Consider the following 21,138-nt stretch of genomic DNA (forward strand, 5'->3'; position numbering starts at 1 on the left):
GAGTTCAGAAACCTTGAGCGACAACCAATTTGACACCGAACAATGGCGACTCGTCGACGGGTTCGGCGATCTGACCGACATCACCTACCACCGCCACGTCACCGACGCCACGGTGCGGGTGGCGTTCGACCGGCCCGAGGTGCGCAACGCGTTCCGGCCGCACACCGTCGACGAGCTGTACCGAGTACTCGACCACGCCCGGATGTCGACCGACGTCGGCGTGGTGCTGCTGACCGGCAACGGCCCTTCGCCCAAGGACGGTGGCTGGGCGTTCTGCTCGGGCGGCGACCAGCGCATCCGCGGCCGCAGCGGCTACCAGTACGCGAGCGGCGAAACCGCCGACACCGTCGACGCGACCCGCGCCGGGCGACTGCACATCCTCGAGGTGCAGCGGCTGATCCGGTTCATGCCCAAGGTGGTGATCTGTCTGGTCAACGGCTGGGCGGCCGGTGGCGGGCACAGCCTGCACGTCGTCTGCGACCTGACCCTGGCCAGCCGCGAGCACGCCCGCTTCAAGCAGACCGACGCCGACGTCGGCAGCTTCGACGGCGGCTACGGCAGCGCCTACCTCGCCCGCCAGGTCGGCCAGAAGTTCGCTCGCGAGATCTTCTTCCTCGGCCGCACCTACACCGCCGAGCAGATGCACCACATGGGTGCGGTCAACGAGGTCGTCGACCACGCCGACCTGGGACGGGTCGGCATTCAGTGGGCGGCCGAGATCAACGCCAAGTCGCCGCAGGCGCAACGGATGCTCAAGTTCGCGTTCAACCTGCTCGACGACGGCCTGGTGGGCCAGCAGTTGTTCGCCGGGGAGGCCACCCGGCTGGCGTACATGACCGACGAAGCCGTCGAGGGCCGCGATGCGTTCCTGCAGAAGCGGGCCCCGGACTGGAGCCCGTTCCAGCGGTACTTCTAGCGCCCGCACCTAGACTCGCCTCCCGTGAGCAAAAGTCCCTTGCGCAGGCTGACCGATCAGTTGGTGCTGGCCACCATGCGCCCGCCCATATCGCCGCAAATTCTCCTCAACCGGCCGGCGATGAAACCGATCGAGCTGGCCGGCCAGCGCATCCTGCTCACCGGGGCCTCCTCGGGCATCGGCGCGGCCGCGGCCGAGCAGTTTGCCCGGCACGGCGCCACGGTGGTGGCGGTCGCGCGCCGCGGCGACCTGCTCAACGCGCTCGCCGACCGGATTACCGCGGCCGGTGACGAGGCGGTGGCGATCCCCTGCGACCTGTCCGACATGGCGGCGATCGACGCGCTGGTAGCCGACGTGCAGGGTCGCCTCGGCGGGATCGACATCCTGATCAACAACGCCGGCCGGTCGATCCGCCGGCCGCTGGCGGAGTCGCTGGAACGCTGGCACGACGTCGAGCGGACCATGGTGCTCAACTACTATGCGCCGCTGCGGCTGATCCGCAGCCTCGCCCCCGCGATGATCGAGCGCGGCGACGGCCACATCATCAACGTCTCGACCTGGGGCGTGCTGTCGGAAGCATCGCCCCTGTTCGCGGTGTACACTGCATCGAAAGCCGCGCTGTCGATGGTGAGCCGGGTCGTCGAGACCGAATGGGGACCCCGAGGCGTGCACTCGACGACGCTGTACTACCCACTGGTCGCCACCCCGATGATCGCGCCCACGAGGGCCTACGACGGCATGCCCGCGCTGACGCCCGAGGAGGCGGCCGAATGGATGATCACCGCCGCGTGCACCCGCCCGGTGCGCATCGCGCCGCGGATGGCGATTGCCGCCAAAGCCCTGGACACCTTCGGGCCCCGCTGGGTCAACGCCCTCTGCAACGCCAGACCCTGCAACCCAACTACCTTACCGATAACTGAGCCGCCCGCGTGGTAGACACGACGATATGGAGATCCTGGCCAGCCGGATGTTGCTGCGGCCGTCGGACTACCAGCGGTCGCTGACCTTCTACCGGGACCAGATCGGGCTGGCGATTTGGCGCGACTACGGCGCCGGCACAGTGTTTTTTGCGGGACAATCGCTGCTGGAGCTGGCCGGGTACAGCGAATCCGACCCCTCCCCGGCGGTGTTTCACGGAGCGCTCTGGTTGCAGGTCCGCGACCTGGAGGCCACCCAGGCCGGACTGACCGGCCGCGGCGTGCCAATCGCCCGCGAAGCGCGGCGCGAACGATGGGGCTTGAAGGAGATGCATGTGACCGATCCGGACGGCCTCACCCTGATCTTCGTGGAGGTGCCTCCAGAGCACCCGTTACGCCGCGATATAAGAGATGAACAACAGGGAAATTTCGGTTAACTTACAGGTAACATCAGTAGAAAAGTGGAGGTCACCTGCGTTTTTTGCTGCGCGTGCGTTCGACAATAGATTGCCCCTACCACCAGAATCAGGCGTCGTGGACATACAACTGTTCCTCTTGGTGATCGTCGTCGTCACCGCCCTCGCATTCGATTTCACGAACGGGTTCCACGACACCGCAAACGCCATGGCGACCTCCATCGCCAGCGGCGCGCTCAAGCCCAAAACGGCCGTCGCCCTGTCCGCGGCCCTCAACCTCGTCGGCGCATTCCTGTCCACCACTGTCGCGGCCACGATCGCCAAGGGCCTCATCGACTCCAGCGTGGTCACACTGGAACTCGTGTTCGCCGGGCTGGTCGGCGGTGTCGTGTGGAACCTGTTGACGTGGCTGCTCGGTATCCCCTCGAGTTCGTCGCACGCGCTGATCGGCGGAATCATCGGCGCCACCATCGCGGCTGTCGGCGCCCACGGGGTGATCTGGAAGGGCGTCATGTCCAAGGCCATCATCCCGGCCGTGGTGTCGGTGTTCCTGGCCATCGTGGTCGGGGCGGTCGCGACCTGGCTGGTCTACCGGATCACCCGCAGCCTGTCCCGGGAGCGCACCGACGCCGGCTTCCGGTGCGGCCAGATTGGGTCGGCGTCGCTGGTCTCGCTGGCGCACGGCACCAACGACGCGCAGAAGACAATGGGCATCATCTTCCTGGCGCTGATGTCCTACGGGTCGGTCAGCAAGAGCGCGGCAGTGCCGCCGATGTGGGTCATCGTGGCCTGCGCGCTGGCGATGGCCACCGGCACCTACCTGGGCGGCTGGCGGATCATCCGCACCCTGGGCAAGGGCCTGGTCGAGATCCAGTCGCCCCAGGGTATGGCCGCCGAATCCTCCTCGGCCGCAGTCATTCTGCTCTCCGCCCACTTCGGCTACGCTCTGTCCACCACCCAGGTCTGCACCGGCTCGGTGATGGGCAGCGGGCTCGGTAAGCCCGGCGGCGAGGTGCGCTGGGGCGTGGCCGGGCGCATGGGGGTCGCATGGCTGGTCACCCTGCCGCTGGCCGATCTGGTCGGGGCGATCACCTACTGGATCGTGCACCTCATCGGCGGCTACCCCGGCGCCATCGTCGGCTTCGGCCTGCTGATCGCGGTCTCCACGACGATCTACCTGCGGTCGCGCAAGACCAAGGTCGACCACAACAACGTCAACGCCGATTGGGAAGGCAACCTGACCGCCGGCCTCGACGGTCCGGACACCAAACAGCCGCCGAGCAACGGGTCCGCGGCGGTGAGCACCGACGACCTGAGCGTGGGGCAACTCTGATGAGACACCTGACCGACTGGTTCAACTACGAAGCGACATTGAAGATCCTGGTCTTCAGCATGCTGGCCGGGGCTGCCCTGCCGGGCTTGTTCGCCCTGGGTATCCGGCTGCAGGCGCCCGCTGCCGGCGCCCCCGGAAGCGAAGGCACCAGCACCGGGCGCAACCCTGTGCTGTCGGGCCTGGCCTGGCTGATCTATGCGGTGGTGATCGCCGTGATCGTCATCGGCGTGCTGTACATCGCCCGCGATTTCATCGCCCACCACACCGGCTATCCATTTCTGGGCGCCAAACTTAAGTAACATCGAAGAGTCGTACACAACTACCGAGCCCCAGGGCAGGAGTTGATCTTGTGAACCGATTTCTCAACTCGGTGGTGTCGTGGCTGCGTGCCGGCTACCCGGAGGGCATCCCGCCGACGGATACCTTCGCACTGCTGGCCCTGCTGGCCAACCGGTTGTCCAACGATGAGGTCAAACTAGTCGCCAACGAACTAATGTTACGCGGCGATTTCGACAAGATCGACATCAGCGTGATGATCTGCAAGCTCACCGACGAACTGCCGTCCGAGGAGGACATTGAGCGGGTGCGGCAGCGGTTGGCCGCCCAGGGCTGGCCACTGGACGATCCGCACGACGACAAGCACGACGAACTCAACGGCGGAGCGCACGCATAGCTGTTCTGCGTGCCCTTCGCGTCCCACCCGGCTCCGCCGCCGCAATGCTGCTGCCCGCGCTGGAGCGGGTGCTCACCGGCTGCGACCCGACATTCGTTGCGGCGCCACCGGATTCGGTGGGCGAGCTGGAGGCGTTGGGTGTCGGCAAAACCATCGATGACGACGTGGCTCTAGTAGCGACGACGTCGGGAACCACCGGTCCCCCCAAGGGTGCCTTGCTCAGCGCCGCGACCCTCACGGCCAGCGCGGTGGCCACCCATGACCGGCTCGGCGGGCCGGGCGGCTGGCTGCTGGCATTGCCGCCCTACCACATCGCCGGGATCCAGGTGCTGGTGCGCAGTCTGATCGCCGGCCGCACGCCCGTCGAGCTGGACGTCACCGCCGGCTTCGATGTCGCCCAATTGCCAACCGCGGTGGTGAAATTGGGCGCCGGACGGCGATACGCGTCGCTGGTGGCCGCCCAGCTCGCCAAGGCGTTCGGCAATCGCGCCGCCACGAGCGCGATCGCCGAACTGGACGCCGTGCTGCTGGGCGGCGGGCCGGCCCCGCGGCCGGTGCTGGACGCCGCGGCCGAGGCCGGGATCACAGTGGTGCGCACCTACGGGATGAGCGAGACCGCCGGGGGCTGTGTGTACGACGGTGTAGCGCTGGACGACCGCGGCGTGCTCACCGTGCTGGGTCGCGCCGACGACGCGATCAGCACGGGCGGATTGACGGTGTTGCCGCAACCGGTCGAGGCCGCGCTGAGCGCCCACCCGGCCGTCGGCGACTGTGCGGGTCTTCGGTGTTGCCGATGTCCGGCTGGGGCAGCGGGTAGTCACGGCGATCGTGGTGCGCGACGGCTTCGCGGCGCCGACGCTGGATGCACTGCGCGAACAGGTGACGCGCCGCGCCGCGCGAACTGCACCTCGTTGACGCGCTGCCACGCCGCGGCATCGGCAAGGTGGACCGGACGGCGTTGGTGCGCCGGTTCGGCACTGGTCGACAGGCCGGCCGATCGTGAGGGCCGCCCGGTGCGAGGTGCTGGGCGGTGTACCCGACGTCCGGCGGCACATACATCTATGGGTGCGAACACCTCGGCCCGTTGCGGGGCTTCCTCGCCGGGTGGGGATTCGTGATCGGCAAGATGGTCTCGTGCGCGGCCATGGCGTTGACCGTCGCCGCGTATGTGGCGCCCGGGGCGCCAGTGTGGGTGCAGCACGCGGTCGGGGTCGCCGCGATGGCCGTGCTGACCAGCATGAACTATCGCGGGGTCACCAAGACCGCGATGCTGGAACGAATACTGTTGTACCGTTGGCGTGCACACCATGATTGCGCTGACCACCGTAGTGGTCGACATTGTCATGGGCAAACACGATCTGGCGCAGCTGAGCGGGACGTGGGGCGCCGGATCGGTGTACGGCGTGCTGCAATCGGCGGTCCTGATGTTCTTCGCGTTCGCCGGGTATGCACGGCATCGCGACGATGGGTGAGGAGGTCCGCGACCCCGCCCGGACCATTCCCCGTGCGATCACCACCGCCCTGGCGATCGCCGTGGTGCTGTACGCGGCCATCGGGGTAAGTGCGCTGCTGGCGATCGGGCCCGACCGGCTTGCGCGCGCCACCGCGCCGCTAGCCGAGGCGGTCCGGGCGGTCGGACATCCGGGCCTGGTGCCGGTGATCTCGACGGGAGCCGCCCTGGCCAGTCTGGGCGTCTTGCTGGCACTGATCGCCGGGCTCGGGCGCACCATGCTCGCGATGGCCCGCCATCGCGACTTGCCTGGCTGGCCGCCGTACACCCGCGGCACCGGGTGTCCGCATCACGCCGAGATCGCGGTCGGCGTGGCGGTCTGCGCCCTGGTGAGCACGGTCGATCTGCGAGGGGTAATCAGCTGCTCCTCGTTCGGGGCGTTGATCTACTACGCGATCGCTAATGCCGCGGCCCTGACGCTGCGGCAGCGCGGGGCGGTCAACGTGTGCGGCCTGGCCGGGTGTCTGGTGCTGGTCGCGACATTGCCGTGGGAATCGGCGGTCGCCGGGCTGACGGTATTCGTCGTCGGCGTCGCTGGGCGGGCGGTGATCCTGGCGGCGCGCCGATAAAGCCCGGCGTCCCGAGTGACCCTGGCGAAGCAACTGGCCGGGCCGCAGGCCTGGCGCACCACGGCCACGTCGCTGGCGACGTCGAAATCGGCCAACCGCTCCACCTCGGCCACCTCGATACCGTTGTCGTACAACGCTTTCCGGGTGAGCTCGCCGGTGTCCGGCTGGGACATCGGCAGGCCGCGCAGGCAGGCGGCCATCGTCGGGTCCCGCACGCCCAGCACCCCACCATCCGCCGTCGTCGGCGAACCCCAGAACGGCCGGCGAGCGCAGCAGTCGGCACGCGCAGTCGGGCCAGCAGCTCGGCGGTCACCTACGGGGTGTCCATTGCCGATCTGCAGCACCGGGAAGCCGTCGGCAGCGTCCAGGTGCGCGATGGGAGCCGGTCGGCGAAGCCGTCACCGCGCTGAACGACACCAGCCGGTGCCGGAGCGCGGCCAGGGCGGCTCCCGCGTCCAGGTCGCCGGTCAGCGCGACGACCCGGGCAGCCACCGGGGCGGCGGCCACCGCGTCCAGCGTGTCAGCAGCGCGGCCGCGGCGATGTCGGCGGCGACGCGGGCGGTGTCATCGTTGTTGGCGACGACCATTATCCAGTGTACGGCGGGAATGGCCGGCAGCGACTCCCTCGTTCAGTCACGGCAGTACCACCGTGACCAGTTCGTCAGGCATCGGTGCGGGCCGCTCACGACCCGGACGACGAGCGACCGCCGCCACCACTGCCACTACCGCCGCCGGACGGCAGCCTCGGTAGGACGGGCTTCGGGGCGACGGTCTGCTGCTGTTGGGTCTGTGGCTGCTGGGTGGGTGGTTTGGTCGGGGCCACGGTCGTCGGGGCCACGGTCGTCGGGGCGACGGTCGTGGTCGGTGTGGCCGCCGTGGTGGTCGGCATGGTCGTTGATGTGGACGGGGTCGGCGTGTTTGTTGTTGCGGTCGGCAGCGTTGTTATGGTCGGCGGCGTTGTTGTCGTCGGGTAGGGCGGCACATACGGCGGCTGGGGCCGCCATCCCGGGAACGGAACGATGATCGGAATGGGAATCGGGACCGGGCCATTCGGGTTGGGCACCAGCCCGGGTCCCGGCGCCACCGGGTTGGCTGGCGCCGGAGCGACGGCCGGAGCCGGAATGATGCCGCCCTGGTACCCCGCATTCGGCGCCTCCGGCGGCGGCGGAGGCACCGGCGCCTGCTGCTGGGTCGGCAGTAGCGGCATGAACTTGCCCGGGACGGCGTTCTGGTGTCCCACCACCGGCTGCTGACTGGCGGTCGGCCGCACCGCGACCACCACCGCGACCGCCAGCGACGCGACACCGATGACGGCGAACGCCACCACGGCATTGCCCACCAGCAATGACCGCCGGCTCAGTTTTAGCGGGCTGGTCAACGCGTCGGGATCGTCTTCGTAGTAGTCGTCGAACTCGTCCGGAAGCAGGTCGTCATCGTCGTCGGCCATCGAGTAGGCCAGCTGTTGGTCCGCCGCGCCGGGATCGCCGAACCCGGCCAGCCCCGCTGTCGACGCCATCGCCGTCTCATCGCCGGTCCGCCCGGCGGCCTGCGCCATCGCGGTGGCGTCGCCCGACACCGGCGCCGCCGCCAGCGCGGCCCCGCGGGCCAGGGCGAAGGTGGGATCCTCGGGGACCTGCACCCGTTTGGTCGCATCGGAGAGCTGATCGGCAACCCCCGCCAGATCCGGGTAGGCGCCCACCAGATACACGTCACTGGGCGCGTCCGGCTGCCCGCCAAGGCTGGCCATCATCGTGTCGAGCGTGCCGGCGGCGTCGCCGGCGAGCGCCTCCTGAGCCAGCATCGTGGGCGGCGCGTCCGGATCCCCCTCGCCCACCACCGACAGGGTCGCCGTGTTGTCGTCGACCACCAGCACACCGCCCGAGCGGCCCGCCACGCGCATCAGCGCCGTGACGGCCTGCGACTGCGACAGCACTCCGACATTGTGCACACCGGAATCCTCCAGCGCGTGCCGCAGCTGGTCGGCGGCCGGATGGTCGGTCCAGCACACCCGGGTGCCGACCAGGCGGTGGTTCTCGTTCGCCAACAGCCGATCCGTGCCGACCACGGTCTCAGTCAGCTGCTCGACAGGGTTGTTAGCCAGATCGACGACGGACTGGTCAATCACGTCGGTGCCGTCCGCGCCCGCTCCGACCAGCGCCAAGCGGGCGACGGGGCCGGTGACAGCGGCCCCCAGAACGACGTCCATCCCTGCTCTCCTTCGGCTGGCCACCCTGGAACCAACATATCCCGGCATCATTACACTTCGATACCGTCGGCAGTAACCATCATTCGAGTGTCCCCCGTTCTGCGCCACTACCGCGTCTCCCGAACGGAGATTATGTTTCCAAGTAGGCAACGACGCCGCCTCGGCAAGGGGGCTCCCCCGCCGCAGCCGCGAAAGTGCGCCGCCCGTAACCGTCCTCGATACCCCGGGGGACCGTGAGCCAAATCAGCGACGAGCCACCGACCGGCCCCATCAGGGGCGGGGCGACGCCGCGGACCGCGCGCCAGCCCGGCACCGGGAACCGGGTGGCCGACCTGGCCGCCATCGTCCTGCTCGTCGTCGCGGCGCTGCTGCCGTGGAACCTGTATTTCGGTCTCGGGATTCCCGGCAGCAACACGACGCTGTTCGCGGTGCTGATCGTCGTGACGGTGCTGTCGCTGATCGCCGTCGCTTTGCCCCGCTCCGGGTCGACGGGCCGCGGGCTCCGGTTCGCGCTCGACGCCCCCTATTTGCTGCTGGTGCTCGCGTTCGTCGGGTTCGACGCGGTCCAGACCGTCCGCTTCGGCGGGACCGTGACCGTGCCGGGCGGCGTCGGTCCGGGAGCCTGGGCTGGAGCCGCCGGTGTGCTGCTGAGCGCGCAGTCGGCGAGCACCCCGGCCACCGCAGCCGATGACGCCGCGGACGGCGCGCAGCGGCCGGCGCGGATCATCGGCTACGCCTCGATGCTGGCCGCGGTACTCAGCTTCGGTTTCACGCTGTTCTGGCGCATCAAGTACGCGCTCAACGGCACGGGAGACTCGGTTTTCGGCACGCAGAACATCGCCGTCATCGCGACGGCGGTGGTATACGGCCTGGTGGCGTTGATCGCCGTGCTGGTGGCCTCGCGATGGCTGCTGGACCCCACCCGGGCCGCGCGGTTGGCGACAATCGCGCTGGGCGCCTCGGCGCTGCTCGCAGGGATCGTCGTCTGGCTGCTGCCGGCCGGCCGCGACGTCGACGCGTTCCACGGCGTCGTGCAGAACACTACCACCGCCGGGGTCGGGTTCGAGGGCTACCTCGCCTGGGCCGCGGTCGCCGCGCTCTTCGTGCCCCGCACGCTGTTCGGCCGGGCCGACCCGGTCTCGACGGAGGAGAACGCGTGGCGCGTGGCTGCCCGCACCGGCCTGCTGCTTATCGCCGTCTGGTGCCTGGGGTCACTGGCCATGCGGATCACCGACCTGGCCGTCGCAACCAGCCTGAACTACCCCTCTTCGCGCTACGACACGGCGGTGCTGGCGGTGTTCGACCTGGCCACCGCGGCACTGGCACTCTGGCTGCGAAGCAAACTGCGCGACGGCTCGGTCGCCGCCAAAACAATCACGACGCTGTGCGGACTTGTTGCCGCACTGAGCATTTCGCGGGTCATCGTGGGCGTGGTGCTGGCGCCGCGGTTCGCCGAGCCACCGAACGCGATTCGGAACCCGGTATACGGAAACGACCTAGCGCAGCAGATCACCAGCACCTTCGACGTCGCACTGTCCGCGCTGGCGCTGTGCATCCTGGCCACGGCGATCATCACCAGACACTTCGCCCGGCTGCGCCGGCGTCGCTGCGCCGCCCGCCAGCGCGCCGTCGCGCAGAACGCCAACGCCCCCACGACCCGCATCCCCACCTGCGAAGCGCCCACCACCGCGTTACCCCAATCGACCGGCTACCCAAGGATTTTCCGCGGCGACGATTCGGCCACCCGGCAGATACCCCGGTCCAAGCCGCAGATCTACCGGCCGCCGCAGCATCCGTCCTAGCGCGCTAGCGCGGCGGGGCGAACGCGAAATCCTGTGAGCCGTCCCGCGGAGCGATCGCCGCCCGGAACCCCGGCACCTCGGCCGCGCGGGCGGGATAGGCGACGATATGGCGCACGTCGCCGCTGCGATACTGCCCAGTGATCAACCGGGGCCAGCGTCTCCCCGCGTGCCCGGCACAGGGTGGTAGCCACGTCGAGGTATCGAAATGGGCCGCCCCGAGCAGACGTTGACCGCAGTGATGCCGGACGTGCCCGCCACGTGCGCGAGCGGGTACCGGGTTGGCGCCGACAGGATCGCGATCAGCGCTGATGGCGGCCGGCTCTTTACTGCCCACTGTCAAGCCGTCGGCTCTACAGCGTGAGCATCGCGGCGTTGCGCGATCGCGGCCGATCCGACGAGCGGGTCGCCGAGACGATCTTCGACCACGGCGACAAGGGGGCTTCCGACGGCCTGGAATCCGACACCGACGGCAACCTCTACGTCACCGCTTACGAACACAGCGTGGTGCTGAAAAGGAGCGCCGGATGGCCGATGGTCAACGGTGTTGCACGGGCCGAAGCTGTTGTGGCCGGACACCCTCGCGTTGGCCGCCGACGGGGAGCTCTACGTCAGCGTTAACCAGCTGCCCCGCATTCCGCTGTTCAACAACGGCAGCGAGGCCTGCATACCGCCGTACCTGATCATTCGGGTGAACGTCGGGATGCACAACCGGTCCGGTTGCGCCGACAATGATTGTCCAGGAATGTCCAGCAACTCAATTTGTTTGCACAGATGGGATCACGATGAAGGCGATCATTAACACGCAGGCCGGCGGCCCGTCGGTGCTGCAACTGGTCGAGCGGCCCGTTCCTGCGGTGGCCGCGGGCCAGGTGCGCGTGCGCATCGCCGTGTCCAGGGTGAACCCGACCGACTGGAAAGCCCGACAGAGCGCAACCGCGGTGGCCGCAGGTGGTGCAGGTCCCCAACCAGGACGGTGCGGGCGTCGACGCCGTCGGTGAGGAGGTGATCGGACTGAATTTCGGTGAGCGCGTGTAGGTCGGGGATTCCGCATGGCAACGAGCCGATGGAACGGCGCAGGAGCACGTCGTGCTGCCGGCGCACCACTGGGCGCCGGTGCAGCTCGAACCCGGCGCGCTGGACGGATTCACCGTGCTGGTCGCGGGTGGGGCGGGCGTCGTCGGCCACACCGCCATCCAGCTCACGGTCTGGTCCGGTGCGACGGTGATCGCCCATCAGCGACGACGAGAAGGCCGAGCTGGCCCGGCGGGCTGGGGCGCATCAGATCATCAATTACCGTCAGGAGAAGTTGGTGCCGGCGGTGCTCGACCGACACCCGTCCGGAGCCGACATCATCGTCGAAGTCAACCTGAGCGCCAACATCGAAGCCGACCTGGACCTGGTGGCAAGCAACGGCACCATCGCGAACTAAGTGTCGGATGAGCTCGACGTCATTACCCATCCCCACTCGCGCCGGAATGAACAAAAACGGTGATCACCGGCGGGACGGCGAGCATCGGAATCGAGTCCGCGCGGTTGCTCACCAGCGAAGGGGCCACGGTCATCATCACCGCCGCGACCGGGACAGGGGCAAGCAAACGGTTGCGGCCATCGGTGCGAACGCCCGATTCGTTCCGACCGACATGGCGGATGCCGAGTCCGTGAATTAGCTTGTGCGGCAATGCGGCGATGTCGACATCATCGTGAACAATGCCGGCAGCTTCCCATCCACGCTGACGGTCGACCAGGACATGGCCGTGTTCGAGGAGCTGTTTCGCACCAATGTCCGCGGCGCCTACTTTCTGGTCGCGGGCCTGATTCCGCGGATGCTGGAGCGGGGTCGCGGCAGCATCGTCAACGTCACCACCATGGCCGCGTTCAAGGGAATTCCCGGCGAGTCGGGTTACAGCGCCTCCAAGGCTGCGCTGGAATCGCTCACCCGCACCTGGGCCACCGAATTCGGGGCGGCCGGGGTGCGGGGGAACAGCGTCGCCCCCCGACCTCACCCGTACCCTCGGGGTTGCCGTCGCGTGGGGGGAAGTCAACGAAGAACTCGGGTGGGCGCTGCCGTTGGGTCGAACCGCCTACGCATCCGAAATCGCGGAAGCGGTACTCTTCCTCAGCTCCCCCCGCGCCAGCTTCGTCACCGGCTCCACGCTGCACGTCGGCGGCGGCCATCTAAGAATCCTTGTTCGGTGGTTGCGTTCCGGCTGACTCCCGGGCACGGTGTAATTCGCCGGGAACCAACGGGCCGACGACAAGGAGCGATCAATGCCGGTGCTACCCGCCAGTGGGGGACCCTGCGGCGCGCGGCTCACCCGGCGCGGGTTCATGGCGGCAGGCATTGCGGGCGGACTGACGCTGGCGGCGTGTGGGCAGTCCAAGTCATCGGCGCCGAACAGTGCCAGCAGAATGGCGGACGCGATCGCCGCGGCCGAGGCGGCGAGGCCGCACAGCGGGCGCACGGTGACGGCCAGTTTGACCGCGGAGGTCCGGAAGATCGATCTGGGCGGGCCCGTTGTGCGGACGCTGACCTTCGGTGACACCATCCCGGGACCGGTGATCCGGGCCGCCATCGGCGACGAGCTGGTGGTCCGGGTCTCGAACAAGATCGATCGGCCGACGTCGGTGCACTGGCACGGTATTGCGTTGCGCAACAACATGGACGGCGCCGAGCCCGCGACCCCGAACATCGGCGCCGGGCAGGACTTCACCTATCAGTTCTCGGCGCCGGATTCCGGCACCTATTGGGCCCACCCACATACGGGCCTCGACGATGACACCGGCCTGTACCTGCCCGTCATCATCGATGACCCCACGGAGAGCGACTACGACGCGGAATGGATTGTCGTCCTCGACGATTGGACCGACGGCGTGGGCAAGAGCCCACATCAGCTGTATGAGGAACTCACCGATCCGCACAAAACCAGCGTGCCGCCCCCACCCGAGACGACGTCATCCTCCACCCCGACCACTCCCGAGACCACATCGGAGACTCCGACCACCTCGACCACAGCGACGACGCCGACTACACCCGCCGGCTCGGCGGTCTCCGCAGCGCCCGCGCGGGTCGGCACCAGCTATCTGCTCGGCGACGACGCGGGCGACATCGCCTACCCGTTCTATCTGATCAACGGCCGGATTCCGGCTTCGCCCACCGTCTTCAGCGCGAAGCCGGGCCAGCGGATCCGGATCCGCTTCATCAACGCCGGCTCCGACACCGCGTTTCGCGTCGCGCTGGCCGACCACACCATGACCGTGACCCACACCGACGGCTTCCCCGTCGTACCGACCGACGTCGACGCGCTGCTCATCGGGATGGCCGAACGGTACGACGTCATCGTGACGGCCGCCGACGGCGTCTTCCCACTGGTCGCACTGGCCGAGGGCAAGAACGCGCTGGCGCGGGCGTTGCTGTCCACCGGCAAGGGCAGCCCGCCCGATTCCCGGTTTCAACCGGCAGAACTCACCAAGCGGGTGGGCACCGCCGCGATGTTCACCGCCACGACACCGGCCCAATTGCCGCGCCCCGAACCCGGGCTGAACCTGCCGATTGTACTGGGCGGCAACATGATCCAATACGACTGGACGATCAACGGGGAGCCCTACAGCAAGACCAATCCGCTGCACGTGCAGGAGGGGCAACGGCCCACCATCACGTTCGACAACGCCACGATGATGTATCACCCCATCCATTTGCACGGGCACACCTTCCAGCTGATCAATCCCGACGGAACGCTGGGCGCCCGCAAGGACACCGTGATCGTGCTGCCCAAGCAGAAAGTGATGGCCGTACTGGTCGCCGACAATCCTGGTGTGTGGCAACTGTATTGCCACAACACGTATCACCAAGTTGCCGGGATGATGACCCGACTGGAGTACGTCTTCTAGGAGTCGCGGAGGAACTCCAGCAGCAGCTTGTTGACCGTGGACGGCTGCTCGATCTGCGGACAGTGGCCGGTGTCCTCGACCACCACCGCGCGTGCGCCCCTCGATCTGGGCGGCGATCTCGGCGGCCCAGCCCGCGGGCAGCAGCTTGTTGTTGCTCCCTTCGACGATCAGCGTCGGCACCTTGATGCGCCGGTATGCCCGCGCATTCGACGGCGTCGGCGGCCGTTCGGCGCCGGTGCGCCGGAACCGAACCGCGGCCACCGCCTCCCACGCGCCGGCGCGGTGCTCGATTCGTAGCGGTGGCCCACGTATTCGTCGTCGGCGGGATAGCCGGGGCCGTGGAACAGCGCTTCGACGATGCGGCGCATGCCCGGCAGGCTCGCGTCGTACTCCGGCAGCGCCGCAAAGTGCTCGTTCTGTTGAATCTCTTTGCCACCACAGATGATCACCAGGCCGCGGATGGGCAGCAGCGGGGCGTCCGCCGTGGCGTCGTTGAGCAGGTTGATGGCGCCCATCGAGTTGCCGACGAAGTGCGCCGATTCGATACCCGGCACCCGGCAAAAACGAGCCACGTGCCGGATTCGCATGCCCCGGCCATCGACGAAATCGGTCACCTTCGCCGAGTTTCCTTAGCCCAACATGTCCGGGTACAGCACCCGGTAGTGCGCGGCCAGCGCGGAAATAGTGCGTTCCCAACCAAGTTCGGCGCTGGCGCCGAACTCACCACCGTGCAGCAGCACCACAGGTTCGTCGTCGCCGTCCTCCAGGTAGCCGGTGGGCAGGCCATCCACCAAGGTGGTCTTGTGCTGAAAATCCATCACTTGATCGCGATCGGGTTGACCGGGGAACCCACGGCACCGACCACCCGCAATGGCGGTGCGATCAGCTGGAACTCATAGACGCCGTCGGCCGCGCAATCCTCGGCCAGCGCGGTGAGTTCCCAGTATTCGTCGAAGATCATCCCCCTGTCCCTGTCACGCAGGCAGAGCAGATGCAGCGGGAAGCTGATGCCGTCGACACCGGACACCAGGTCTTCGACCTGAAGGTTATCGGCGGCCACGGCCGCGATCTCGTGATCATGCAGCCACTGCGCGCATCGCCAATCTAGCCGGGAGTACCCTTCTGTCTTATTGCCGGTCATCAGAAACCTTGCCCACCAACCGGTCCGGATCAACACGATGTCGCCCCGCCCGATCGTCACCCCCTGGGCACGGGCCACGTCGTCGAGTTCTTCGGGCGAGGTCGGGTTTCCGGCCTCCAGGAAGACCTGCGCTTTCCGGTGGCGCACCAGGTCCAGCAGCACACCGCACGACGTGATGCCCTTGACGTCCACCTTGTCGATGCCGCAATGGTAGGCGCCCATGCTGGTCACCAAATCCGCGGGAAAGCCGTTGTAGCGCTGATCGTCGTAGTACACGTGCGACAGCGCGTCCCACTGACTTACTGCCTGCAACGGCATGATGAGGTCGTCGTTGAAGCGGAACGGATTGTCGGCGGTCATGTAACCACTCAGTTGCTGCGCCAACGGGTTACGCGGCCAGCTGGGCCCGTACTTGGCCAATGTGTTCACATCGCCGCCGTCGACGGTCATGATGTGCACCGGGTTGTGCCGAAACTCGAACGCCCCCTGGGGACCGGAGGCGCCGAAGTCGACGAGCGGAAAGACCTTGCCGTGCCGGACCAGGCTCGCGGCGTGGGCGACCTTGTCCGCTGTGATGAAGTTCAGGGTGCCGAGTTCGTCGTCCCCCAGCGTCCCCAGTTGGAGACGTCGCGCACGACCCGCCGGAAATCAGTCAAGTCGGTCACGGGATTCCTTCGTTCCTGAGGGGCCGCGGCAAGAGGTCGCGGGCGAGCGCGGCGCCGACCATTCCCGCCGTCGACCCAGATGACCTGTCCCGTGATGTAGCCGGCCGCAGCACTATTCAGGAGGAGCAGCACCGCCGCCTGCTCGGCCGGCTCGGAAACACGGCCCAACGGCTTGGGGATGTCGTCGAGGAAGCCCTGCCCGTAGGCCGTGCGCAACTGATTAAGGATCGGGGTCTCGGGTCACGCCAGGGCCGGTGCAGTTGATGCGGATGCCGCGGACACCCAGCGGAGTGGCGCTGCGCATCATGTAGAAGATGATCGCCTCTTTGGACAGCTGGTAGCCGTTGCCCAGGGCGTCGGGGTTGCCGCGACGCCAGTCGATGTCCTCGGGCATGGTCGCGGTGTCCAGCAAGGGGGCCGCCGTGGCCGCATGTTCGCGGTACGCAGCCGCCGCGAGCGAGGACACGCTGACGATCGATGAGCCCGCCACCATCTTCGGGATGAGCGCCTCGGTGACCTGTCGCAGGCCCAGGAAATTGATTGTGGCGACCAATACCGGGTCCCCGATTCCCGACGAGACACCGGCGACGTTGAACAACGCATCGACCGGCCCACCGATGGCCGCCACCGCCTCGTCGATCGACTCCGTGGCGGCGAAGTCTACCTCATGAAAGGCATTGGGATGAAAGGCCTTGGGCTGAAATGACGGTCGCTGCTTGTCCAGGCCGATCACCTCGGCGCCCCATTCGGTGAGCTGACGTGCCACGTGCGCGCCGATGCCCACGCGCACCCGGGTCACCACCGCGCGGCGGCCTTGATAGCCGAGGTATCGCCAGAGCCCGTCGATTGCTTCCACGTTGTTCCTAGGTCCAGCGACCGTCCGGGATCACTTGTTGCGCTCCTCCTTCGCGCGCTGCGCGGCCTGGACCCGTCCCTCGTTGATCTCGGCCATGGCCTCGGGAATCTCACTGGCAGTGAAGCTACCGCCCCGGCCGGTGGGCAATCCGCCGAACGAGTAGTGTTCGTCGAATTTCGGCGCCGTGGACGTCGGGCGCCGCGATCCGACCTTCTCGATGACCGGCGCCAGGCGCTTTGGCCTTCTCGGCCACCGCCTTGTGGTCGCGTTCGATGAACTCAGGCAGCACCTCTCTGCCCATCAACTCGATGGATTCCATGGTGCCCTCGTGGCTGCGCGAGTTGAGCAGTAGGATGATCTCGTCGACGCCGCTCTCTTCGTAGCCGCACAGGAATTCGCACACCGTGGCCGGGGGTCCGATCGCGCCGCGCCCGGGACGCCACCGTTCCTCGCCGCCTGCCACTGCTGGAAATATAATTCTCGTTATTTGACTTACCTAGTGTTCAAAATATCGCACACTCATATGCGCTATATTAAGATCTTCGCTCTCCTAGGAAGGTCTGTCAAGACTGTGACGGGTTCGGGTACTGACTCGCAGACGCTGGCCAGGGGGCTCACCCGCTGCAAATGGTGGCGGACTCCCCCACCGGACTGACCGTGCAGCAGCTGGCCGACCAGGTCGGGGTGCACCGAACCATCACCTACCGGCTGTTCGACAGCTGGTGCAGTTCCGGCTGATCGCTAAGGGCGAAGACGGGCGGTACCGGCCGCGGGCCTCGCGGTCCTCGGCGCGTCGTTCGACCGCAACGTCCGCCAGCTCAGTCTGCCGACGCTGTGGGCGCTGGCCGACGAACTACGCTTGGCAAAGTCATCTACCGTCACCAAATCAAAGGCCTTGTCAGCGACAATTGACAATACCAGCGAACCCCAATCGGTCGCAGATGTGTGAGCTGGACGAATTTCCGCGTGCTGTGATTTGCCTAACTGTCAGCATTATTGTAGTCGTGTTCGTTCACTACATTTGGTAACTTCACAATTGACTTTGGCAAACACAATGCGTCAGGAATTCGATGCGAAAAATCATTGCGGCGTTGTTCATTGGCGCTAATTTGCTTGCGACAGCGACATTTTGGGGTGCGACGGGCGTCGCCGCAGCCGACACCAGCGCACCGGGCAAGTTTGTGCCGTTGACGCCGAAGTTTCGGGCGTGCGACTTCACCTGGTTCCCAAATGTGGCGACCGACGGCGTCGGCACCGGTCACGCGGTCATCAGCAAAGGGACGTCCAATCAGGTCGTCGCCCAGGTGCAACTGGCCGCCGCCGAACCGCAGGCCCACTACAACGTCCGGCTGATTCAAATGCCCAGGACGGCACCGGGCTGCGGAGCCGGTGATCCCGGTGTCGCCGCCGGCGCGATCGACACCGACGGCAGTGGGGCGGGAAGCGTGACGGTGCAAGGCACCATCGCCCCCAACACGACGGGCGTCTGGGTTTTCGTCGACCGCCCATCACCGCACTCGCAACGGCCGATCGATTTCTACACCTCCGAAATCGTCACGCCGATCTAGCTGGATAGTTGCTGCCCAGCGGGTGAATCCCGTTACGTCACAGGTGTTCCCGTGACCGTCGACGACGGCGGATACTAGCACGGGTAGGCGCTACTGTGGACGTCATGGCACCCAAGTTGGCGACCGCGGACGTGGTCGGTCTTCCCGAATTGCTCGACTTCATCCGGCCCTGGCACAAGATGCTGCTGACCACATTCCGCATCGCTGCAGAGTTCGCCGGTGACCGGTGGTGTCGACGCGCAGGGTCGTATCGTGATCGCCACGTACCCTCAGCACGCCAAGAGTGCGAACATCCGTCGCAAACCCGTCGGCGAGCGTGGTCGTGCTGTCCGACGATTTCAACAGGGCTTACGTACAGGTCGACGGCGAGGCCGAGGTGATCGGCCTACCCGATGCTCGTCGACTACTACCGGGTGATCGCGGGAGAACACTCCAACTGGGCGGAATACCGCCAGGCGATAGTGGACCAAGGCAAGTGCCTGATCCGAATCACGCCGCGCCGTTGGGGACCGGTCGCCACCGGCGGGTTCCCGCCGAAGTAGGACCTCAGCTCAAGCCATCGAGCTTTCGCGGATGGACAGTGTGGGGCGCAGCCACAGCGACTCGACAGGTCGTCCGTTGATACGGTCGAGCAGCATCGTCATCGCTTGAGCTCCCATCTTCCGCATCGGTGAGCGCACGGTGGTCAGCGGGAATGGCAGCTCACCTGCCAACGGTGTGTCGTTGTACCCGACGACCGCGATGTCGGCTCCCGCCGTCCGGTGATCGGAGCGGATGGCCCCGAGCGCGCTGATGGCCGCGAAGTCGTTGACGGCGAAGACGGCCGAGACACAGGGGTGTTCGGCGAGGATGGTTTCGGCGGCGTTCCGGCCGCCGGCCACGTCGAAAGCACAGCGCAGGACCCTCGCGTCGGGGACCGGGAGGCCCGCATTGGCGTAGACATGGATCGCATCGCTGGGCCTGCTGGCCGGCGCCGCGATCGCATGGTGGGCAGGTCGTCGCGGGAAGCGTTGGGCGGGCATGCCTATCGCCTACGGCAGCGGACTGTGGGCGTGGATTCTCGGCTCGGCCTCGCTGAGCCTGGTCCTGTCCAACCTGATCTACGGCTGGCGGTTCAGCGAAGGCGGGAAACCAACGTTCTTGCCCTTCGTCTGCACCACGACGGGCATCGTGCTCATCTACCGGCAAGGGGTGGCCGGTGTTGGTCACCGGCGCCATCTTGGGCGCCTTGACCACCACACCGGTGGCGATGCTGCTCATCGATCACCTCACCGGGCCGCTGCGCCTTCCCGCCGTCGTGGCCAACACCGCCGCCATGTCGATCGGCACGTCCATCAGCTTCGTCGGCTGCCGATATCTGCCGTGGATGCGGTTGCCCGCCCCGGTCGATGCGTCGGTAGACACCCGCGCTCCCGCCCGGCCGGCAGATTTTTCCATCTCAAGATCATTAGCGTGAAGAAACACATCTTCACCACCACTATCGGGCGTGATAAACTTGTAGCCCCGAATACTGGTGTGGCCAGGGCCGGGATCGAACCGGCGACCTCCCGCTTTTCAGGCGGACGCTCGTACCAACTGAGCTACCTGGCCCGGAAGGCACCGATAACATGCCTCGCCTTCATGGGCGACCCTGACGGGACTCGAACCCGCGACCTCCGCCGTGACAGGGCGGCGCGCTAACCAACTGCGCCACAGGGCCTTGCTTACCTGCATGTACTGCTCGCTCCGGCGTCGCCGCCGTTACGCGTACCCCCAACGGGATTCGAACCCGTGCTACCGCCGTGAAAGGGCGGCGTCCTAGGCCACTAGACGATGGGGGCCAGTCCGAATCACTCCGGGGGTACTCGCAACGCAACTTGCGTTGGGAGCCACGCCAGCTTAGGTCACCGCAGGCCCAATCCTCAAACGAGGAGTGTTCGAGCCACAATTTGAGTCCAAGTATCCTGAATCTTCGCCGCCCCTATAGCTCAGTTGGTAGAGCTACGGACTTTTAATCCGCAGGTCCTAGGTTCGAGTCCTAGTAGGGGCACCGAGACGGGTGCGAGCCCCGTTCGCGCACAGAATGGCCCACGTCCGGCGCCCGCGGGGCTTGGCTATGCTTCGCCAGGTGAGCGTCGATCCGGGCCGGCAGAACGCGCCCGTAGCCCTGGCAACGATGGAGATCCGGCACCCGGCAACTGATGCCCTCACCGAGGGGTCGAGCCGGGAGCTCAAACAGTTCCTGGCCGACAAGCTGCCGATCGAACGGGTGGCGCAGGACGTGGCGTGGGGCATGGGCCCGGGCGGCAGCTCGGCACCGACCGCCGAAAACTTCGTCCGCTACGTCAACCGGGACAGCACCCTGGCCGCGTCGATCAAGACCCAGGCGGCCGTCGTCGAAACCACCGCCTACTCCAGCTTCGAGTCGCTGTGCGACGTGGCGATGCGCGTCGTGGACGCCCGCGCCCAGGTGTCGTCGCTCGTCGGGGTGGAGCGCATCGGTCTGCGCTACCTGCTCGAGATCCGGGTCCCGGCTGACGAGCACGGCCGCATCGAATGGGCCGATTGGATCGACGAGTCGCTGCTGGGCCCGCAACGCCTGGCTCCCGGCGGGCTGACCCTGACCGAATGGCAGGGCGCCGCGGTGTACCGCGAGCCGCAGTCGGGCAAGTCGATGATCGTGCGGTACGGCCCGGGAC

The 21,138-nt window shown here is 67.2% G+C and carries 16 protein-coding genes, 4 tRNA genes and 12 pseudogenes; 21 read left to right on the forward strand and 11 right to left on the reverse strand.

The window, feature by feature from the left end:
• Positions 1-13 precede the first annotated feature (13 nt).
• The 10 genes and pseudogenes from FQ389_RS02980 to FQ389_RS03020 all read left to right on the forward strand — a co-directional run bounded on the left by FQ389_RS02980 (position 14) and on the right by FQ389_RS03020 (position 6,334).
• Positions 14-916: a 1,4-dihydroxy-2-naphthoyl-CoA synthase gene (locus FQ389_RS02980; RefSeq protein ID WP_144206012.1), complete on the forward strand. Its 903-nt coding sequence runs from the start codon at positions 14-16 to the stop codon at positions 914-916.
• Positions 917-940: 24 nt separating this feature from the next.
• A complete protein-coding gene (locus FQ389_RS02985; protein ID WP_144206013.1) occupies positions 941-1,852 on the forward strand; it encodes an SDR family oxidoreductase in 912 nt (303 codons plus the stop codon).
• Between the two features lie 10 nt (positions 1,853-1,862).
• Positions 1,863-2,270, forward strand: coding sequence for a VOC family protein (locus FQ389_RS02990; protein ID WP_144206014.1), 408 nt, complete (start codon positions 1,863-1,865; stop codon positions 2,268-2,270).
• Positions 2,271-2,367: 97 nt separating this feature from the next.
• Positions 2,368-3,578, forward strand: a pseudogene (locus FQ389_RS02995) (anion permease); the annotation flags it as partial.
• A 3-nt stretch (positions 3,579-3,581) separates the two neighbouring features.
• Positions 3,582-3,881 (forward strand): hypothetical protein, encoded by a 300-nt coding sequence (locus tag FQ389_RS03000; protein WP_144206016.1) that lies wholly within the window; start codon positions 3,582-3,584, stop codon positions 3,879-3,881.
• A gap of 50 nt (positions 3,882-3,931) precedes the next feature.
• Positions 3,932-4,255, forward strand: coding sequence for a DUF3349 domain-containing protein (locus FQ389_RS03005; RefSeq protein WP_144206017.1), 324 nt, complete (start codon positions 3,932-3,934; stop codon positions 4,253-4,255).
• 68 nt (positions 4,256-4,323) lie between these two features.
• Positions 4,324-5,258 (forward strand): annotated as a pseudogene (locus tag FQ389_RS03010) (AMP-binding protein).
• Between the two features lie 27 nt (positions 5,259-5,285).
• Positions 5,286-5,480: pseudogene (locus tag FQ389_RS21535) on the forward strand (amino acid permease); the annotation flags it as partial.
• A gap of 73 nt (positions 5,481-5,553) precedes the next feature.
• Entirely contained in the window at positions 5,554-5,727 is a 174-nt protein-coding gene (locus FQ389_RS18830) for a hypothetical protein (RefSeq protein ID WP_260860431.1), read from the forward strand.
• Positions 5,720-6,334, forward strand: a complete 615-nt coding sequence (locus FQ389_RS03020; protein ID WP_186296246.1) for an APC family permease — start codon at positions 5,720-5,722, stop codon at positions 6,332-6,334. Before FQ389_RS18830 ends, FQ389_RS03020 begins: the two co-directional genes overlap by 8 nt.
• Here FQ389_RS03020 and FQ389_RS03025 read toward each other — a convergent pair.
• Positions 6,334-6,891, reverse strand: a pseudogene (locus FQ389_RS03025) (TIGR04282 family arsenosugar biosynthesis glycosyltransferase); the annotation flags it as partial. The gene FQ389_RS03020 and the pseudogene FQ389_RS03025 overlap by 1 nt on opposite strands.
• Positions 6,892-7,016: 125 nt before the next feature.
• Positions 7,017-8,540, reverse strand: a complete 1,524-nt coding sequence (locus FQ389_RS03030) for a hypothetical protein (protein WP_144206020.1) — start codon at positions 8,538-8,540, stop codon at positions 7,017-7,019.
• 269 nt (positions 8,541-8,809) lie between these two features.
• Here FQ389_RS03030 and FQ389_RS03035 point away from each other — a divergent pair, with 269 nt between their 5' ends.
• Positions 8,810-10,342: a DUF7937 domain-containing protein gene (locus FQ389_RS03035; RefSeq protein WP_260860437.1), complete on the forward strand. Its 1,533-nt coding sequence runs from the start codon at positions 8,810-8,812 to the stop codon at positions 10,340-10,342.
• A gap of 4 nt (positions 10,343-10,346) precedes the next feature.
• Here the strand turns inward: FQ389_RS03035 and FQ389_RS03040 are convergent.
• Positions 10,347-10,597: pseudogene (locus FQ389_RS03040) on the reverse strand (NAD-dependent epimerase/dehydratase family protein); the annotation flags it as partial.
• 78 nt (positions 10,598-10,675) lie between these two features.
• Between FQ389_RS03040 and FQ389_RS03045 the strand changes: the two are divergent.
• The 4 genes and pseudogenes from FQ389_RS03045 (at position 10,676) to FQ389_RS03060 (ending at position 14,230) form a co-directional block, all read left to right on the forward strand.
• Complete coding sequence (locus tag FQ389_RS03045; protein WP_144206022.1) at positions 10,676-10,960, forward strand: SMP-30/gluconolactonase/LRE family protein; 285 nt, start codon at positions 10,676-10,678, stop codon at positions 10,958-10,960.
• Positions 10,961-11,573: 613 nt separating this feature from the next.
• The gene (locus FQ389_RS21540) at positions 11,574-11,771 is read left to right on the forward strand and encodes a zinc-binding dehydrogenase (RefSeq protein ID WP_144206023.1); all 198 of its coding nucleotides are present in this window, start codon (positions 11,574-11,576) and stop codon (positions 11,769-11,771) included.
• 59 nt (positions 11,772-11,830) lie between these two features.
• A pseudogene (locus FQ389_RS03055) lies at positions 11,831-12,553 on the forward strand (SDR family NAD(P)-dependent oxidoreductase).
• Between the two features lie 57 nt (positions 12,554-12,610).
• Positions 12,611-14,230 (forward strand): multicopper oxidase family protein, encoded by a 1,620-nt coding sequence (locus FQ389_RS03060; protein WP_144206024.1) that lies wholly within the window; start codon positions 12,611-12,613, stop codon positions 14,228-14,230.
• Here FQ389_RS03060 and FQ389_RS03065 read toward each other — a convergent pair.
• From FQ389_RS03065 to FQ389_RS03080, 4 pseudogenes are all read right to left on the reverse strand, one after another.
• Positions 14,227-15,048 (reverse strand): annotated as a pseudogene (locus FQ389_RS03065) (alpha/beta fold hydrolase). The gene FQ389_RS03060 and the pseudogene FQ389_RS03065 overlap by 4 nt on opposite strands.
• Positions 15,048-16,036: pseudogene (locus tag FQ389_RS03070) on the reverse strand (cyclase family protein). The pseudogenes FQ389_RS03065 and FQ389_RS03070 overlap by 1 nt, the downstream one beginning before the upstream one ends.
• Positions 16,033-16,892 (reverse strand): annotated as a pseudogene (locus tag FQ389_RS03075) (coniferyl-alcohol dehydrogenase). Before FQ389_RS03075 ends, FQ389_RS03070 begins: the two co-directional pseudogenes overlap by 4 nt.
• A gap of 30 nt (positions 16,893-16,922) precedes the next feature.
• A pseudogene (locus FQ389_RS03080) lies at positions 16,923-17,328 on the reverse strand (LLM class flavin-dependent oxidoreductase); the annotation flags it as partial.
• Positions 17,329-17,463: 135 nt separating this feature from the next.
• Here FQ389_RS03080 and FQ389_RS03085 point away from each other — a divergent pair.
• The 3 genes and pseudogenes from FQ389_RS03085 to FQ389_RS03095 all read left to right on the forward strand — a co-directional run.
• Positions 17,464-17,778 (forward strand): annotated as a pseudogene (locus FQ389_RS03085) (helix-turn-helix domain-containing protein); the annotation flags it as partial.
• A 184-nt stretch (positions 17,779-17,962) separates the two neighbouring features.
• A complete protein-coding gene (locus FQ389_RS03090) occupies positions 17,963-18,460 on the forward strand; it encodes a hypothetical protein (RefSeq protein ID WP_144206025.1) in 498 nt (165 codons plus the stop codon).
• A gap of 104 nt (positions 18,461-18,564) precedes the next feature.
• Positions 18,565-19,002, forward strand: a pseudogene (locus FQ389_RS03095) (PPOX class F420-dependent oxidoreductase).
• 9 nt (positions 19,003-19,011) lie between these two features.
• On the opposite strand, the gene FQ389_RS03100 reads toward FQ389_RS03095, so the two are convergent.
• Positions 19,012-19,482, reverse strand: coding sequence for a substrate-binding domain-containing protein (locus FQ389_RS03100; RefSeq protein WP_144206026.1), 471 nt, complete (start codon positions 19,480-19,482; stop codon positions 19,012-19,014).
• A 221-nt stretch (positions 19,483-19,703) separates the two neighbouring features.
• Between FQ389_RS03100 and FQ389_RS18835 the strand changes: the two genes are divergently transcribed.
• Positions 19,704-19,916, forward strand: coding sequence for a hypothetical protein (locus tag FQ389_RS18835; RefSeq protein WP_260860433.1), 213 nt, complete (start codon positions 19,704-19,706; stop codon positions 19,914-19,916).
• 60 nt (positions 19,917-19,976) lie between these two features.
• On the opposite strand, the gene FQ389_RS03110 is transcribed toward FQ389_RS18835, so the two are convergent.
• The 3 genes from FQ389_RS03110 to FQ389_RS03120 all read right to left on the reverse strand — a co-directional run bounded on the left by FQ389_RS03110 (position 19,977) and on the right by FQ389_RS03120 (position 20,280).
• Positions 19,977-20,050: transfer RNA gene (locus tag FQ389_RS03110), tRNA-Phe, on the reverse strand.
• 35 nt (positions 20,051-20,085) lie between these two features.
• Positions 20,086-20,159 (reverse strand) — tRNA-Asp (locus FQ389_RS03115).
• A 48-nt stretch (positions 20,160-20,207) separates the two neighbouring features.
• A tRNA-Glu gene (locus FQ389_RS03120) sits at positions 20,208-20,280 on the reverse strand.
• Between the two features lie 136 nt (positions 20,281-20,416).
• On the opposite strand from FQ389_RS03120, the gene FQ389_RS03125 reads away from it, so the two are divergent.
• Both FQ389_RS03125 and FQ389_RS03130 read left to right on the forward strand, forming a co-directional pair.
• Positions 20,417-20,489 (forward strand) — tRNA-Lys (locus tag FQ389_RS03125).
• 126 nt (positions 20,490-20,615) lie between these two features.
• Positions 20,616-21,138: TIGR04255 family protein (locus FQ389_RS03130; RefSeq protein WP_407662734.1), on the forward strand; the 523-nt coding region annotated here is incomplete at its 3' end.

Source organism: Mycobacterium tilburgii, from assembly GCF_902168065.1.
Classification (GTDB): Bacteria; Actinomycetota; Actinomycetes; order Mycobacteriales; family Mycobacteriaceae; genus Mycobacterium; species Mycobacterium tilburgii.